This window comes from Micromonospora sp. NRRL B-16802 (assembly GCF_001279555.1).
GTDB lineage: Bacteria > Actinomycetota > Actinomycetes > Mycobacteriales > Micromonosporaceae > Micromonospora > Micromonospora profundi.
The window spans coordinates 35142-50870 of sequence record NZ_LGEB01000075.1 but is presented as its reverse complement, the minus strand read 5'-3'; the positions used below and the strand labels follow the sequence as shown (position 1 = coordinate 50870).

Sequence of the window (15729 nt, the reverse complement as noted above, 5' to 3'; positions counted from 1 at the left end):
AACATGCCGGTATCGGTCACCATGCCCCGGCTCGGCGAGAGCGTCACCGAGGGCACCGTCACGCGCTGGCTCAAGCAGGAGGGCGACACCGTCGAGGTCGACGAGCCCCTGCTCGAGGTCTCGACCGACAAGGTCGACACCGAGATCCCGTCGCCCGCGGCGGGCGTGCTGAGCCGGATCGTGGTCGGTGAGGACGAGACCGCCGAGGTTGGCAGCGAACTGGCCGTCATCGCCGGTGAGGGCGAGTCGACGGGTGGCGGCGAGGCCGCCCCGCAGGAGCAGCAGGAGGCTCCGGCCGAGGCTGTGGAGCCGGCCACCGAGCCGACCGCTGCCGCCGAGGGCACCGCCGACCAGGTGGCACAGGACGAGGCGCCGGCCCAGGACGAGGCGCCGGCTCCGGCCGCCGCGCCGTCGGGCGAGGGCACCGCGGTGAAGATGCCGGCCCTGGGCGAGAGCGTCACCGAGGGTACGGTCACCCGCTGGCTCAAGCAGGTCGGCGACACCGTGGAGGTGGACGAGCCGCTGCTGGAGGTCTCCACCGACAAGGTGGACACGGAGATCCCGTCCCCGGTCGCCGGCACCGTGCTGGAGATCAAGGTCGCCGAGGACGAGACCGCCGACGTCGGCGCGGAGCTCGCTGTCATCGGTGCCGCCGGCGGTGCTCCCGCCCAGGCCGAGCCCGAGTCGAAGCCCGAGCCGAAGGCGGAGGCCAAGCCCACGCCGAAGGCCGAGCCGAAGCCGGAGCCGAAGGTCGACGAGCCGACCCCGGGCACGTCCTACAACGAGCCGGCCGCGGAGACGGAGTCGTCGGCGCAGCCCGCGAAGACCGAGCAGGCCGCGCAGCCGTCCGCCCCGACGAGCGCCCCGCAGCGCCCGGCGCAGGGCGACGGCGAGGAGGTCGCGGGTTACGTCACCCCGCTGGTACGCAAGCTGGCAAGTGAGCACGGCGTCGACCTGTCCTCGCTCAGCGGCACCGGCGTTGGTGGCCGGATCCGCAAGCAGGACGTCCTCGACGCGGCGGAGAAGGCCAAGGCCGCTCCCGCCGCCGCGCAGCCGGCCGCCGCGTCGTCGGCGGCACCGGCCAAGCCGGCCGCGAAGCCGCAGCCGAGCGGCAAGCGGGGCACCACCGAGAAGCTGCCCCGCATCCGCAAGGCCATCGCCACCCGGCTGCACGAGTCGCTGCACGAGATGGCGCAGCTCACCACTGTGGTCGAGGTGGACGTCACCCGGGTCGCGAAGCTGCGCGCCCAGGCGAAGGACTCGTTCCAGCAGCGGCACGGCGTGAAGCTGTCCTTCCTGCCGTTCTTCGCGCTGGCGGCCATCGAGGCGCTGCAGACGTACCCGATCGTCAACGCCCGGATGGATCTCGAAGGCGGGACGATCACCTACCCGGAGGCGGAGCACCTCGGCATCGCCGTGGACACCGAGCGTGGGCTGTTGACGCCGGTCATCCACAACGCGGGTGACCTCAACCTGGGCGGCATCGCCAAGCGCGTCGCCGACCTGGCCGAGCGGACCCGCACCAACAAGATCAGCCCGGACGAGATCGCCGGTGCGACCTTCACGCTCACCAACACGGGCAGCCGGGGCGCGCTCTTTGACACCCCGATCGTGCCGTCGCCGCAGTCGGCGATGCTGGGCACGGGTGCCGTGGTGAAGCGTCCGGTAGTGGTCAACGACCCGGACCTGGGCGAGGTCATCGCGGTCCGGTCGATGGTCTACCTGGCCATGTCCTACGACCACCGGCTGATCGACGGCGCCGACGCGGCCCGCTTCCTGACCGCTGTCAAGGAGCGGCTGGAGGCCGGCAACTTCGAGTCGGAGCTGGGTCTGGCCTGACCCTCGCACCAACGCCGAAGGGCGCCCCGGTCGTCGACCGGGGCGCCCTTTCGTGTGAGCGGGCCGCAGCCCGCCGGTCGTGCCTCAGCCCGCCGGCCGTGCCTCAGCCCGCTGTCTGGGCGTCAGCTCTTGAGCAGGTCGGTCGAGACCTGCCAGAGCCGTTCGGCGGCCTCCGGGTCCAGCGCGTACCCGGCGACGCCACGCCGCTCGCCGGGCTGGGCAGGGCCGGCCTCCTGGCAGTCCTCGAAGTAGCGCCCGCCCACTCCGTCGAGCAGCGGCGAGGCCGCTACCAGCACCGACGTGGCGGCACCCTGTTCGACTGTCTTCCAGGCCGCCGCGTTGCCCGCGCGCATCCGGTTCAGCTCCTCCTCGCTGACGTACCGTTGCAGGTTGGTCTTGATCGCGCCGGGCGTGAGCGAGTTGGCAAGGATTCCGTCGTCGGCCCAGCGGCGGCTCGCCTCCACCGCGAAGAGCACGTTCGCCGTCTTCGACTGCCCGTACGCCTGCCACGGCTCGTACTCCCGACTGTCGAACTGGATGTCGTCGAAGACCACAGGTGAGCGCAGGTGGGCGGCGGAGCTGACCGACACGATCCGGGCCCCGTCGGCGGCGGCGAGGGCGTTGCGCAGCCCTGCGGCGAGCGCGAAGTGCCCCAGGTGGTTGGTGGCGAACTGCATCTCCCAGCCCTGCGGGGTCCGGCTCAGGGGCGCGGCCATGATGCCGGCGTTGTCGACGAGGATGTTCAGCGGGCCGTCCCAGTTGGCCACGAAGTCGGCGATCGACGCCTGGTCGGCGAGGTCGAGCGGAGCGACCAGGACCTGGTCGTTGCCTGTGGTGGCGGTGATGTCGTCGGCGGCGCGTTGACCGGCGTCGGTGTTGCGCACGGCAAGGGTGACCTGGGCGCCGGCGCCGGCCAGGGCACGGGCGGTCTCCACACCGATGCCCGACGAACCGCCGGTGACGATCGCCCGCCGTCCGCCGAGGTCCACGCCCTGAATCACGTCCATCGCTGTGGACTCATTGGTGAACGGGGTGCTGATCGGGTTGTTCGTCGTCATTGTCCATCCTTGTCCGGGTGGGGCGGCCGCTACGACCGCGAACGACTGCCGGAGGCACGGTCGAGGGGTTTTCCCGCCCCGGGACGGAGGTAACGCCCGACGCCGTCACCTCGGGCGCCGGCACGCGCGGAGCCGGCGACGCCGCTGCCCCGGATGGCTGCGGCACCAGGCGCAGGCTGGCCCGTTCGACCTCCGACCAGGCAATACGCTGCCAGAGTGAGACCGTGGGCGGCTTCCGGCGGCGTGGGCACCTGGGCCCCGCTGTCCCGATCGCCCCCGGTGCCCGCGTGGACAGGTTCGAGGTCTTCTTCGATCTGGTGTTCGTCTTCTCGTTCTTCATCATCACGCGGGCCACCGCCGCGAACATCTCCGGCCGGCAACTGCTGCACGCCGGTCTGGTGCTCGCCGTGCTCTGGTGGTGCTGGGTCGTGCACAGCCTCGTCGCCACCCGGGTCCGGCTCGGCGAAGGCTACGTACCGGTGCTCATGGTGATCGCCATGGCCGCCCTGTTCTCGTTCGCGCTGGGGCTGCCGCAGGCGTTCAGCGACCCGAGGGGAGGTGCCGCCGGCCCCATGCTGGTGGCCGTCAGCTACGTCGTGGTCCGGGGCGTACACATGATCCTGTACCAGCATGTGGTGCGGGACAGCCCGCAGGAGCGCCGGCAGCTACGCCGCTTCGCCCCGGAGTTGGTGGCGAGCATCGTGCTGCTGCTGGCCGCCGCGCTGATCCCGCCACAGATCGCCGACACCGACACGGCCGCGATGGTCCGGGACGGGTTGTGGATCGCCGTGGTGCTTGTCCAGTACGCCACCGGCTTCATCGTCGGCACCTGGGGCTGGGGGGTGACAAGCGCCGAGCACTGGACCGAGCGCTACGACCTCATCCTGATCATCGCGCTGGGCGAGTCGGTGATCTCCGTCGGCGTCGGCGGCAACCTGCTCGGCCAACAGGTCACCTGGCCGGCGGTGGCGGCGGCCACGCTCGGCATCGTGCTCACCGCCACCCTGTGGTGGGCGCACTTCGACTTCATCGGCCCGGCGGCCCGGATCGCCCTGCACGCCGCCGAGGGCAGCCCGCGGGTGGCGATGGCCCGGGACGCCTACGCGTACCTCTACCTGCCGATGATCGCTGGGATCATCCTCTTCTCCATCGGCAGCGAGGAGATCCTGCACCAGGTCACCGACCCGGCCGGCGGGTCCGCCCAACGGATGCACGGACCTGCCGTACCGATGCTGTTCGGCGGGTTGATCTGCTATTTCGCCGTCAACATGCTGTTCCAGATCCGCACCCTGCACACAGTCACCTGGACCCGCGTCGGCGTGATCGTGGCACTGGCGGTGGCCCTGCCGCTCGGCCACCTCCTGCCGGCGCTGGGCGCGCTCGCCCTCGCCACAGCGATCTGCGTCGGCCTGGTGGCCGTCGAGGTGCTGGTGCTGTCGGGTTCCCGGCGCGCGCTGCGGGCCGTCGTCTTCGAGGAACGGACCACTCACGAGGCCAGCGAGGCCGCCTGGCGGGCCCGCTGGCACGACAAGCACGAGCCGGAGAACCCCGCCCCCTGAGCAGCCTTCTCCCCTTGGCAGAATCGCTGGCCGTCTCCGTCCCGTGCCAGGCACGCTGAGGCGTGTGATCACCTTTTCGGTCCAGGCGAGCCCGTCCGACGCCGCCAGCTGGTGCGAACTGGCTCGGCGGGCCGAGTCCGCCGGCTACGACGCGCTGCTCGTCGGCGACCACCCGGGCGGGGTGCCCGCGCCGTTCGTCGCGCTGGCCGCCGCCGCGTCGGTCACCTCGACCCTCGGGCTCGGCTCGTACGTCTCCAACGCCGGCGTACGCGAGCCGGTCCTGCTCGCCACCGACGTGGCCACCCTCGACCTGGTCTCCGACGGGCGTGCCCGGCTCGGCATCGGCGCCGGCCACACCCCCTCCGAGTGGCGTGCCGTCGGCCGGGAGCGCCCCGACGTCGCCGGCCGGGTACGTCGCTGCATCGCGGTGACCGAGGCGGTACGCGCGCTGCTGGCCGGCGACGAGGTCACCGTCGACTCGGCCGACCTCGTGATGCGTGCCGCACGGCTGGATCGGCCCGACCCGGTGGAGTCCCGGATCCCGCTGACAGTCGGCACAGCGAACACTGAGCTGCTGCGCTGGGCCGGCGCGCACGCCGACGTGGTGGGGCTGACCGGCTTCGGCCGTACCCTCGCCGACGGCCACAACCACGAGGTGCGCTGGCGTGCCGCGCAGCTCGACGCGCAACTGGCAGCGGTCGCGGCCGGCGCGGCCGGACGGGACTACCCGCCGGTGTTGGAGGCGCTTGTGCAGCACGTGGCGGTGGGCGACGGTGCTCAGGCCGCCGCGGAGCAGATCGCCGGGGAGACCGGCCTGACCGTCGACGAGCTGCTGGCCACGCCGTTCGTGCTGATCGGCAGCCCGGACGAGATCGTCGCGGCGGTGGCGGCGCACCGACGGCGCTGGGGCGTCACCCGCTACGTCGTACGCGCCGACGCGCTCGATCCGCTGACCCCGCTGCTGCCCCGGCTGGCGGCAATCGCCTGATCGTCACGCGCCTCGTCACCGGGGAGCCGCTCGTAGAAGCGGATCTTCTCCCTAAGGTGGTCGTACTGGCGTTGGAGCAGACGCATCTGCTCCTGGACCTGCGTGGCGTGCTGTTGCAGCAGCTCACGCCGCTCGTCGGTGGTGTGCTCGCCCTCGCGGGCCAGGGACGCGTAGCGGCACATCTGGGCGATCGGCATCCCGGTGTCGCGCAGGCAGCGCAACAGCACGAGCCAGCTCAGGTCGTCGTCGGTGAAGACCCGACGCCCGCCCGCCGTACGACCCACGTCGGCGAGCAGGCCGATCTTCTCGTAGTACCGCAGCGTGTCCAGGCTGAAGCCGCTACGCCGGGCGGCCTCCGCGGGCGCGTAACGGGCGGCCTCCGCAGGCGCGTGACCGGTCATGGCCGAGATGTTAGCCCTTGACCTGGAGTGCACTCCAGGTTGGAGGCTTGGCGCATGACGACGACACGGACGCTGGGACGCAGCGGCATCGAGGTGAGTGCGATCGGGATGGGCTGCTGGGCGATCGGCGGCCCGCTCTGGGGTGACGACGGGCAGCCGTTCGGGTGGGGCGAGGTGGACGACGACGAGTCGATCCACACCATCCACCGGGCGCTGGAGCTGGGGGTGACGCTGTTCGACACGGCCAGCAACTACGGCGCCGGGCACAGCGAGCGGATCCTCGGCCGGGCCCTGGCCGGCCGACGCGACGACGCGGTGATCGCCACCAAGTTCGGCAACGTCAGCGACGAGACCACCCGGCGGGCGCTCGGTACCGACGCCAGTCCGGCGTTCGCCGTGCGCAGCCTGGAGGATTCGCTGCGTCGGCTCGGCACCGACCACGTGGACCTCTACCAACTGCACCTCAACGATCTGCCGGTGCCCGCCGCGCTCGACCTGGTCGACACCCTGGAGGCGCTTGTCGACAAGGGCAAGATCCGGGGGTACGGCTGGAGCACCGACAACCCGGCTTCGGCGGAGGCGTTCGCGGCGGCCGGCCCGCACTGCGTCGCCATCCAGCACGACGAGTCGGTGCTGAGCGACAACGCGGCGGTGCTGGCGGTCTGCGACAACTACGACCTGGCAAGCCTCAACCGGGGGCCGCTGGCGATGGGGCTACTCACGGGCTCGATCCGGGCCCTCGGCGCGGACGACGTACGCGGCCGGGCACCGGAGTGGTTGCAGTGGTTCACCGACGGCCGGCCGACGCCCCGCTGGGCGGCACGTGTCGAGCAGGTCCGGGCGGCGCTCACCGCCGACGGGCGAACCCTCGCACAGGGCGCGCTGGGCTGGCTGCTGGCGCGCAGCCCGCGTACCGTGCCGATCCCCGGCCTGCGCACTGTGGCCCAGGCGGAGGAGAACCTGACCACCCTGGAGCTCGGCCCGCTGGGCCCCGAGGCGTACGCCGAGGTGGAGCGGTTGCTGGCAGACCTACGCCCGGCCCACGCGGCCTGACCGATCCACGCCCCGGGCGCCGTCGGCGGAAGTCGTCCGCGTGCTCAGCGGCCCACTGCCGGAACGTGCGCCCGGGGCGGCCGGTCACCTGCTCGACGTCCGGGGCGACCCGGGCGTTCCCGTGCAGGTGCTGGACGTCTCTGGTCCAGTCACGGCATATCGGGCGGCGATGGTGCGGACGGCCTCGTCGACCACCTGGGTGACGCGTTCGGCGCTCACCCCCCAGCCCGGCACCAGGAGTGTCGGCCAGAAGACGTAGTTGGAGATCATGCCCAGGAACTGGGTGGCTGCGAGTTCAACATCTTCGACCCGCGCCGTTCCTGCTTCGTGCTCGGCGAGGAGGTAGCCGCGTACGGACTCGAAGTAGGGCATCTTCCCCTGCGAGAACTGCGCGTGGGCCAGCTCGGGGAAACGCGGCAGCTCGGCGATGACGATTCGGAACAGGTCGGTCATCTGGGGCTGGCTCAACAGCTCGGCGTAGCGGCGACCGATGGCGCGGAGTCCGTCGACGAGGTTGCCCGCCGGAGGCGGATCCTCTTCGTCAGCTGTTGACCAGGACTCGGTGACGATGGCGTCGAACAGTGCGGCCTTGCTCGGAAACTGCTTGAACAAGGTGGCCCGCGAAACGCCCGAGCGCTCTGCGATCTGCGCCAGCGACGTCCGGTCGTAGCCCAACTCAAGGAACAGCGCGGTCGCGGCCGCCACGATCAGCGCGCGCTTCTCCTGGGCGACGCGCTGGTGATACGTCGTCACGACCCTGCCCATGGGCAAAGCATACGAGGTGAGTGGCTTGACTCACCACTGCCGTCGGCCTAGTGTCAGGCCAGTGGTGAGTCGAGCGACTCACCATCGGCCGCCGTTCATCACTGATGATCCCGGTCAGCCGCCCACATACCGAAGGAACATCTGATGCTCCGCTTCGACAACCAGACCGTGCTCGTGACCGGTGGGACCGGCGGCCAGGGCTCCAGCCACGTACGCGCCTTTCACGCGGAGGGAGCGAACGTGGTGATCGCCGACATCGACACCGAACGCGGCGCCGCTCTCGCCGACGAACTCGGGACCCGTGCTCGCTTCACCCGCCTCGACGTCAGCGACGAAAGCTCGTGGTCCGCCGCCGTACTAGCCGCCGAGAGCGCCTTCGGCGCCCTGAACGTGCTCGTCAACAATGCGGGCGTCCAGAACCCACCGGCGCCGATCGAGGACACGGACCAGGCCACGTGGTCGCGCATCCTCGACATCAACCTCACAGGGACCTTCCTCGGCATCAAGGCCGTCGCCCCGGCTCTGCGCCGCGCAGCAGGGGGAGCCATCGTCAACATCGCCTCGACGATGGCCCTGGGCGGCACGGCGTACTACGCGCCGTACGTCGCCAGCAAGTGGGCGGTGCGTGGTCTCACACGAACGGCGGCGCTCGAGCTCGGCCGCGACCACATCCGTGTGAACACCATCCACCCCGGCGTGATCGCGACCCCCTTCATCCACGAACCAGCAGCCGGTGCCACCACGGCAATCGCCGACTTCTACTCACCCGAGCCGTTCGCCATCCCCCGGCTTGGAGAACCGACCGACGTCACCCGGCTTCTCCTGTTCCTCACGTCATCAGACGCCTCGTTCATCACGGGTTCGGAATACGTCATCGACGGTGGACTCCTCCTTGGCCCCGCCCTTCAGACCGAGACCGCATGAGCAGTCCGGGCGCGACCGGATGGAACGACCCCACACGGGACGCGTCTTTATCGCACCTGCCCGATCACATTCGACGAGCCATCGAGATCACACCCGCCGCGGGCACCAGCGAACGGATCATCGACATCACGACGCTGGGACCGGTCACCGCCCCAGCGGAACGTCAGGCCGTACTGGCGGAGATCGTCGCGGATCTCAATCAGCCCCACGACCCCGGCACCATCCGACCGACTCGGCTCGAAGATTGGGCCGACAGCCGGCTGATGCGCATCAGCTTCCTCCATCGGCCGTGATCGCGGACCCTCGACAGATCACACTGAAAGCGTGCCGCTTCGCCGGGCGCGCTCCGTAACCGGGGACGTCGGCCGCCCGACGCATTCACCGGCGGGGTTCTGGGCAAAGATGGGGGTATGCGGATCCTTCTGGCCGGCGCGTCCGGCTTTCTCGGCACCCGGTTGGCCGACCGGCTCTCGGCCGACGGGCACCAGATCACCCGGCTGGTGCGCCGGAAGGCACGCGATCCGCAGGAACGGCGGTGGGATCCGACCGCCGGGCAGCTCGACCCGGCCGTTGTCGCCGAGGTGGACGCGGTGGTCAACCTGGCCGGCGCGGGTGTCGGTGACAAGCGCTGGAACGACGACTACCGCCGGCTCATCCGCACGAGCCGGGTCGACACCAGCGGCACATTGGCGACAACGATCGCCGGGCTACCCGCCGCCGACCGTCCCCGGGCGCTGCTCAACTCGTCCGCCGTCGGCTGGTACGGCAACACCGGCGACCGGGTGGTCGAGGAGGACGCGCCGGCCGGCGAGGGCTTCCTCGCCGACGTCTGCCGGGTGTGGGAGGCCGCGACCCGGCCGGCCGAGGACGCCGGGGTACGCGTGGTGCGGCTGCGGACCGGCCTGCCACTGCACCGCGACGGTGGGCTGCTCAAGCCACAGTTGCTGCCGTTCCGGCTGGGCATCGCCGGTCGGCTGGGCAGCGGCCGGCAGTGGCTGCCGTGGATCTCCATGGTCGACTGGCTGGACGCGACAGTCTTCCTGCTGACCCACGACGAGATCGCCGGGCCGGTGAACGTGGTGGGGCCGAACCCTGTGACAAACGCCGAGTTCACACGGGAGTTGGCCCGCCAACTGCACCGGCCGGCGATCATCCCGATCCCCGCGCTGGCGCTCAAGGTGGCGCTCGGCGGCTTCTCCCACGAGGCCCTCACCAGCACCCGCGTCCTGCCGGGCGTCCTGACCCGGGCCGGCTACCAGTACCGCCACCCCGATCTCCCCGGCGCCCTGCACGCCGCCCTCACGGCGTAACCCCCGCCGATCGTGACGCCTGCCCTCCCCCGGCGGGGATGCGGCGGGAACGTCATGATCGACGGGGGTCAGCTTCAGACGTCAGCAGCCGATGACCCAGTAGTTGGCGGCGGTCTGCTTCAGGGTGCTGGTGTAGAAGGTGTTGTAGAGGCCCATCCGTTGGTTCGAGCCGTTCGCGTAGGCGTAGCCGCCGGACTGGTGCGCCCGACCGGCCACCACGTGCGCATAGTTGCTCGCCGTCACGCAGGTCGGCGCCGCCGTCGGGGACGGGGTCGGGGTCCGGGTGGGGCTCGCGGTCGGCGTGGGGCTGGCGGTCGGGGTGGGGCTGGCCGTGGGCGTGGCGGTCGGGGTCGGGGTGGTGCCGCCGCTGTTCAGGCCGAAGAAGAGCGCGTCACGGTACGTCGAGCAGATGGTGTCCAGGAAGTAGGCGGCCGCCGTGCCGCACTGGTCAGCCCCGGAGCCGGGGTCGACAGGCGTGCCGTGGCCCATTCCGGAGATCCGGTAGAGCCGTACGTCGTCGTTGCCGTACACCTCAAGGCTGGTGTTCGCGGGCAGCGACGAGGTGCTGGTCGGGGTCTGCGAGACACCTCGCACGTTCGTCCACTGGTCGCGGGACTCGGTGCCGTTGAGGGGGGTGACTGTGGTGTCCGAGGTGCCGTGCCAGATGGCCACCCGGGGGCGCGGGCCGGTGTAGCCGGCGTACGCGCCACGGACCAGGTCGCCCCACGCGGCGGGGGTCTTGTCCGCGCCCGGGTTCATGCAGCTGAACGCGTTGACCATGCTTGTGGCGCAGCGGTACGGGATGCCGGCGATGATCGACCCGGCGGCGAAGACGTCCGGGTAGGTGGCGAGCATGACCGCGCTCATCGCCCCACCGGCGGAGAGGCCGCTGACGTAGACGCGGGAGGGGTTCACCCCGAAGTTGGTCTTGGCGTGGTCGACCATCTGCTTGATGGACAGCGCCTCGCCCTGACCCCGGGCGGTGTCCCCCGCCTCGAAGAAGTTGAAGCAGGCGTTGGCGTTGTTGCCGGACTTCTGCTCCGCCACGATCAGTGCGAACTTCCACTGGTCTGCGTACTTCTGCCAGCCGGAGTTGGCGAAGTAGCCGGAGGCGTTCTGGACGCACCCGTGCAGGAGCACCACGGCCGGGGCGTTGGCCGGCAGGTTGTCCGGCCGGTAGGCGTACATGCTGAGGTTGCCGGGGTTGGAGCCGAAGCTGGCGACCTGGGTGAGGGTCGCCGCCTGGGCGGGTGCGGCGATGGCGACCGCGCCCGCTGCGGCGAGCACGAGCCCGGCGACCGCGCCGATCAGCCGGGTGAGGGTGGACGAGGAGCGGCGCACGGCGGCCTCCTGGAAGGGCAGACTGTGAACTGGGTCACCGTCGAATTGCCGGAACGTTACGACGATGTGTCGCCGCGATGACATGGGTTGCGCGCACACATTCACGACGGCCGCTGTGTACGCCGCGCCGTCGACGTGTTAGGAAGGGCCCCCTCCTCTACCTCAGGCGATAACAGGGGTCCCCTCCTTGCATGTATGACCGGCCCGTCCAGGTCCGGTTGGTAACGTCCGCTGCGTGCCGTCCTCCCCGTCGCTGGCCACCGGGCCCGCCCCCGCGTCACCGCCGCACGCCGTCCGGGACCGCCGGGCGGACCTGACCGTCGTGCTGGTGGCACTCGTGCTCGCCGTCTGGGTGACAAGTGGCCTGTGGCGGGACCCGAACGGGCGCGCCATCACCGTCAACTCCAGCGACCAGGCGCTCTTCGAGTGGCTGCTGGCCTTCGGCGGGCACGCTGTCACCCACGGGGACAACCCGCTCTTCACGAACCTGATCAACGTGCCGGACGGCGTGAACCTCGCGGTCAACACCTCGATCACCGTGTACGCGGTGGTGTTCGCACCGCTCACGTATCTGATCGGGCCACCGGCCACGTTCCTGGTGATCCTCACCCTGAACCTGCTGGCCACCGCGCTGGCCTGGTACTGGCTGTTCTCCCGGCACCTGGTGCGCAGCCGGCTGGCCGCCGCGGTCGGCGCCCTGTTCATCGCCTACTCCCCCGGCATGGTGTCGCACGCCAACGCCCACCTCAACTGGACCGCGGGCTGGCTGGTGCCGCTGCTGATCTGGCGGCTGTTCGCCCTGCGCCGGCCGGGGCACTGGCTCCGCGACGGGGCGATCCTCGGCGTGCTGGTGGCGGTGGCCTTCTCGATCGCCGCCGAGGGGCTCTTCTTCACCGCGCTGGCGCTCGGGGTGTTCGTCGCCGTCTGGGCGCTGCACCCGGCCCACCGGGCCGAGGCACGCGCCGTGCTTCCCAACTTCCTGCGCGGGCTCGGGGTGACCGCTGTGGTGGCCGGGGCGCTGCTGTCGTACCCCCTGTGGTTGCACTTCGCCGGGCCGCAACGCTTCCATGGGACCGGCTTCGACCCGGTGATCCATTCCGAGGACATCGCGGCGTTCGCCGCCTTCCCCCGCCGCTCGCTGGCCGGCGAGGTCGGTCTGGGAACCTCGCTGGCACCGAACCCGACAGAGGAGAACTCCTTCTTCGGCGTACCCCTGCTGGTGCTCACCGTGGTCTGCTTCGTGGCGCTGTGGCGGCGGGCCGACCCCGGCCGACGGGCCGTCCTCTGGGCGCTTGGCATCCTCGCGGTGATCTTCACGGTGCTCTCGTTCGGGCCGGTCGCGAAGATCGACGGACGGCGAACCGAGCTGCCGATGCCGTTCGACCTGCTCGGCCAACTGCCGGTGGTGAACGCCGCGCTGCCCGCCCGCCTCGCGCTGGTGGTCGCGCCGGTGATCGGGGTGCTGCTGGCGTACACCCTCGACCAACTGCGCGCCGCGCCTCCCCGGCACCGCTCGGCGGAGCTGGCCTGGACGGTCGGCTTCGTGGTGGCCCTCCTGCCGCTGGTGCCCACGCCGCTGCTGACCCGTGAGCGGGAGCCGATCCCGCAGTTCATCACCTCCGGCACCTGGAAGGAGTACGTCTCCCCGGGTGGGGTGCTGACGCCGGTGCCGCTGGCCGTGGACATCTATCCGGACGGGCAGCGCTGGCAGGCGTACGCGCTGTCGCACCGGCAGGGCGAGTTCTCCATCCCGGGCGGGTTCTTCCTCGGCCCGGGCGGCCCGGACGGGCGGGGCCGGATCGGCCCGGTTCCCCGACCGCTGAGCGCGTTGATGGACCAGGCCGGCCGCACCGGACTGGTGCCGATCATCACCGACGGCACGAGGCGGGACGTGGCTGCCGACCTGCGGCACTGGCAGATCGAGGCGGTGATCCTGCCGGACGCGGTGCACGGCGCGAAGTTCGAGGTCGACGAGGAGGCGGTGCGGCGTACCGCCACCGAGCTGTTCGGCGAACCACAACGGGTCGACGACGTCTGGGTCTGGCGCATCCCGCCCGCCTGACAGTGCGGGGTGAGTCGGCTCACCAGCGATCATCGCCGGTCACGGGACTACGCTGAGGGCGTGACAACGACGACCTCCGGCCTGACGGCCGTCCGCGCCGGCCTGTTGGACTACCTGGCCGCCTGGGACGAGCAGCGTCGCCTGCACGAGTCGGTGGTGGCTGGCGAGCGCGGCGACACAGTGCTGCTGCTGGAGCACCCGAGCGTCTACACAGCGGGAAAGCGCACCGAGCCGTGGGACCGTCCGATGGACGGCACGCCGGTCGTCGACGTGGATCGCGGCGGCAAGATCACCTGGCACGGGCCGGGGCAGCTCGTCGGCTACCCGATCCTGCGGCTGCCCGACCCTGTCGACGTGGTCGCCTACGTGCGCCGTACCGAGCAACTGCTCATCGACGTGTGCGCCGAGTTCGGGCTTGCCGCCGGCCGGGTCGAGGGGCGCAGCGGCGTCTGGGTGCCCGAGGACGACAGGGGGCCGGCCCGCAAGGTGGCAGCCATCGGCATCCGCGTGGCCCGGGGCGTCACCCTGCACGGCTTCTCGATCAACTGTGACTGCGACCTGACGTACTTCGACCGGATCGTGCCCTGCGGTATCCGGGACGCGGGCGTCACCTCGCTCACCGCCGAGCTGGGCCGCCCGATCACCGTCGCCGACGTGCTGCCTGTGGTCGAGCGCCGGCTCTCCACCCTCGTCGAGGTCTGAGCGGCGGCCCCGGCGGCGACACCGAGGGCCGCGACGCTCACGGCGTCAGGCGGTGCCTGTCGCGCGGGAACGCGGTGACCTCCCGGACGTTTGCCGCCCCGACCAGACGGGCCACGAACCGTTCCAGGCCGATGGCGAAGCCGCCGTGCGGCGGCATGCCGTGCCGGAACGCGTCCAGATATCCGGCGACCGGCTCGACCGGCTCACCCCGCGCGGCCAACGCCGCCAGGTAGTCGGCGTGCCGGTGCAGCCGCTGCCCGCCGGTGACCAGCTCCACGCCACGAAAGAGCAGGTCAAACCCGTTCGAGTACGCGGGACGCGCCGGGTCGGGGTGGGTGTAGAACGGCCGCTTCGCCATCGGGTAGCCGGTGACGAAGAGGAAGTCCGAGGCGTGTTCGAGGCGGGCCCACTCCCCCAGCGCCCGTTCGTGGGCGGGCGCGAGGTCCGGCTCGTCGGCGGGCGCGCCGGCGATCCGCAGCGCGTCGGTGAAGTGCACGGCCGGGATCTCCGCCGGCACCGTGGGCGGCTCGACGCCGAGCGTGTCGAGCGCACCGGCGGCCCGCTCGCCCACAGTGGCCAGCATGCCGGCCACTGTGTCGCGCAGGACCCGCATCACGTCCCGGTGGTCGGCGACGAAGCCCAGCTCGGCGTCGAGCGAGGTGTACTGGGCCAGGTGCCGGACCGTGTCGTGCGGCTCGGCCCGGAAGACCGGCCCCACCTCGTAGACGCGCTCGAAGACACCGACCATCAGCTGCTTGTAGAACTGCGGTGACTGCGCCAGGTACGCGGGCCTGCCGAACCAGTCGAGCGCGAACACGTTCGCCCCGCTCTCGGTCGACGAGCTGACCACCTTCGGCGTATGGATCTCCACGAAGTCGTGGGCGTCGAGTGCGGTCCGGAAGCCGGCCACCGCCGCCGCCGAGATCCGCAGCGCCGCCGACCTCCTCGGGTGCCGCAGCGCTGTGGGTGCGTTGTCGAGCTGGGTGGGCAGGCTCGCGGTGAGCGTCGGCCGGTACAGGTCGAACGGTGGCGGCACCGCGGGCGGGCCGAGGGGACGTACCGTCGGGTCGGTCAGTTCGACCCCGGCGGGCGCTGCGGCGTTCGCGGTCACCGTCGCGGTGACCTCGACGACCGTCTCCTCGGTGAGTTTCTCCAGCTCGGCGCGGACGGCCGGGTCGGTGACGACCACCTGGGCCAGGCCTGCGGCGTCCCGCACGATCAGGAAGACCACCGACTTGAGCGTTCGGCGGCGGTGCACCCAGCCGGCGATCCGTACTGTCGCGCCGACGTGGGCGGGCAGGTGGTGGGACAGGGTTCGTTGCATGGCGATCTGCTCCTCGGTCGATCGCGACGCCGCCGCCGGGGCGACGGTGTCGCGTCAGCCCCAGGGAGGTGTGGGCGAGCGGGAACCTCGCGGTGCCACCACACCTTCGCTCCCGCCGCGGCGGGAGCCTCGTTCGTCGCCTGGTGACCGGGGCCAGCCGGGCGGGCTCTACTAGGCGTGCGCCGCCGTTCTGCCCGCAGCTCGGGAGGGTCTTCGCGCATCGGCGCCAGACCGCCTCTCAGCACCGGCGGCTCTCTGCACTGGCGGTTCGGCGCGCTACTCGGCTCCGTCGTCGCTGTTGGCTGGGACCGTAACACCCGATCCCAGCAAATGTGACGGCAATTTTTGGCAGCGCGGTGTCGGGCGTCACAACATCCGCGGCGTGACGCCGGTCGCCTGGCGT

At 71.3% G+C, this 15729-nt stretch carries 14 protein-coding genes; 9 read left to right on the top strand and 5 right to left on the bottom strand.

Annotated elements, in window-relative coordinates; translation table 11 throughout:
- Positions 1 to 3 precede the first annotated feature (3 nt).
- Positions 4 to 1839 carry a 2-oxoglutarate dehydrogenase, E2 component, dihydrolipoamide succinyltransferase gene (gene sucB, locus ADK66_RS20930; RefSeq protein ID WP_053657913.1) on the top strand — a complete coding sequence of 612 codons (1836 nt, stop codon included), beginning with the start codon at positions 4 to 6 and terminating at the stop codon, positions 1837 to 1839.
- A 122-nt stretch (positions 1840 to 1961) separates the two neighbouring features.
- Here the strand turns inward: sucB and ADK66_RS20925 are convergent, their stop codons facing one another.
- Complete coding sequence (locus ADK66_RS20925) at positions 1962 to 2897, bottom strand: SDR family NAD(P)-dependent oxidoreductase (protein ID WP_053657911.1); 936 nt, start codon at positions 2895 to 2897, stop codon at positions 1962 to 1964.
- A 224-nt stretch (positions 2898 to 3121) separates the two neighbouring features.
- Here ADK66_RS20925 and ADK66_RS20920 point away from each other — a divergent pair, with 224 nt between their 5' ends.
- Together ADK66_RS20920 and ADK66_RS20915 are read left to right on the top strand one after the other, a co-directional pair.
- Positions 3122 to 4456, top strand: coding sequence for a low temperature requirement protein A (locus ADK66_RS20920; protein ID WP_053657909.1), 1335 nt, complete (start codon positions 3122 to 3124; stop codon positions 4454 to 4456).
- A gap of 64 nt (positions 4457 to 4520) precedes the next feature.
- Positions 4521 to 5444: an LLM class flavin-dependent oxidoreductase gene (locus ADK66_RS20915; protein ID WP_053657907.1), complete on the top strand. Its 924-nt coding sequence runs from the start codon at positions 4521 to 4523 to the stop codon at positions 5442 to 5444.
- Here ADK66_RS20915 and ADK66_RS20910 read toward each other — a convergent pair.
- The gene (locus tag ADK66_RS20910; protein ID WP_231640115.1) at positions 5375 to 5845 is read right to left on the bottom strand and encodes a MerR family transcriptional regulator; all 471 of its coding nucleotides are present in this window, start codon (positions 5843 to 5845) and stop codon (positions 5375 to 5377) included. The two genes, ADK66_RS20915 and ADK66_RS20910, sit on opposite strands and share 70 nt — an antisense overlap.
- A 54-nt stretch (positions 5846 to 5899) precedes the next feature.
- Here ADK66_RS20910 and ADK66_RS20905 point away from each other — a divergent pair, with 54 nt between their 5' ends.
- On the top strand, positions 5900 to 6898 hold the full coding sequence (locus tag ADK66_RS20905) for an aldo/keto reductase (protein WP_053657905.1): 999 nt from the start codon (positions 5900 to 5902) through the stop codon (positions 6896 to 6898).
- Between the two features lie 84 nt (positions 6899 to 6982).
- Here ADK66_RS20905 and ADK66_RS20900 read toward each other — a convergent pair whose 3' ends face one another.
- On the bottom strand, positions 6983 to 7663 hold the full coding sequence (locus ADK66_RS20900) for a TetR/AcrR family transcriptional regulator (RefSeq protein ID WP_053657903.1): 681 nt from the start codon (positions 7661 to 7663) through the stop codon (positions 6983 to 6985).
- A 144-nt stretch (positions 7664 to 7807) separates the two neighbouring features.
- Between ADK66_RS20900 and ADK66_RS20895 the strand changes: the two genes are divergently transcribed.
- The 3 genes from ADK66_RS20895 to ADK66_RS20885 all read left to right on the top strand — a co-directional run bounded on the left by ADK66_RS20895 (position 7808) and on the right by ADK66_RS20885 (position 9897).
- Positions 7808 to 8587, top strand: coding sequence for a glucose 1-dehydrogenase (locus ADK66_RS20895; RefSeq protein WP_053657901.1), 780 nt, complete (start codon positions 7808 to 7810; stop codon positions 8585 to 8587).
- Complete coding sequence (locus tag ADK66_RS20890; protein ID WP_053657900.1) at positions 8584 to 8880, top strand: hypothetical protein; 297 nt, start codon at positions 8584 to 8586, stop codon at positions 8878 to 8880. Before ADK66_RS20895 ends, ADK66_RS20890 begins: the two co-directional genes overlap by 4 nt.
- Positions 8881 to 8997: 117 nt before the next feature.
- Positions 8998 to 9897: a TIGR01777 family oxidoreductase gene (locus ADK66_RS20885; RefSeq protein WP_053657898.1), complete on the top strand. Its 900-nt coding sequence runs from the start codon at positions 8998 to 9000 to the stop codon at positions 9895 to 9897.
- Between the two features lie 81 nt (positions 9898 to 9978).
- On the opposite strand, the gene ADK66_RS20880 is transcribed toward ADK66_RS20885, so the two are convergent.
- Positions 9979 to 11238 carry a PHB depolymerase family esterase gene (locus ADK66_RS20880; RefSeq protein ID WP_053657896.1) on the bottom strand — a complete coding sequence of 420 codons (1260 nt, stop codon included), beginning with the start codon at positions 11236 to 11238 and terminating at the stop codon, positions 9979 to 9981.
- Positions 11239 to 11473: 235 nt separating this feature from the next.
- On the opposite strand from ADK66_RS20880, the gene ADK66_RS20875 reads away from it, so the two are divergent.
- Both ADK66_RS20875 and lipB read left to right on the top strand, forming a co-directional pair.
- Positions 11474 to 13300, top strand: coding sequence for a hypothetical protein (locus ADK66_RS20875; RefSeq protein WP_053657893.1), 1827 nt, complete (start codon positions 11474 to 11476; stop codon positions 13298 to 13300).
- 60 nt (positions 13301 to 13360) lie between these two features.
- The gene (gene lipB / locus ADK66_RS20870; RefSeq protein WP_053657891.1) at positions 13361 to 14002 is read left to right on the top strand and encodes a lipoyl(octanoyl) transferase LipB; all 642 of its coding nucleotides are present in this window, start codon (positions 13361 to 13363) and stop codon (positions 14000 to 14002) included.
- Between the two features lie 37 nt (positions 14003 to 14039).
- Here the strand turns inward: lipB and aspS are convergent, their stop codons facing one another.
- Positions 14040 to 15326 (bottom strand): aspartate--tRNA(Asn) ligase, encoded by a 1287-nt coding sequence (gene aspS, locus ADK66_RS20865; protein ID WP_053657889.1) that lies wholly within the window; start codon positions 15324 to 15326, stop codon positions 14040 to 14042.
- Positions 15327 to 15729: the final 403 nt, after the last annotated feature.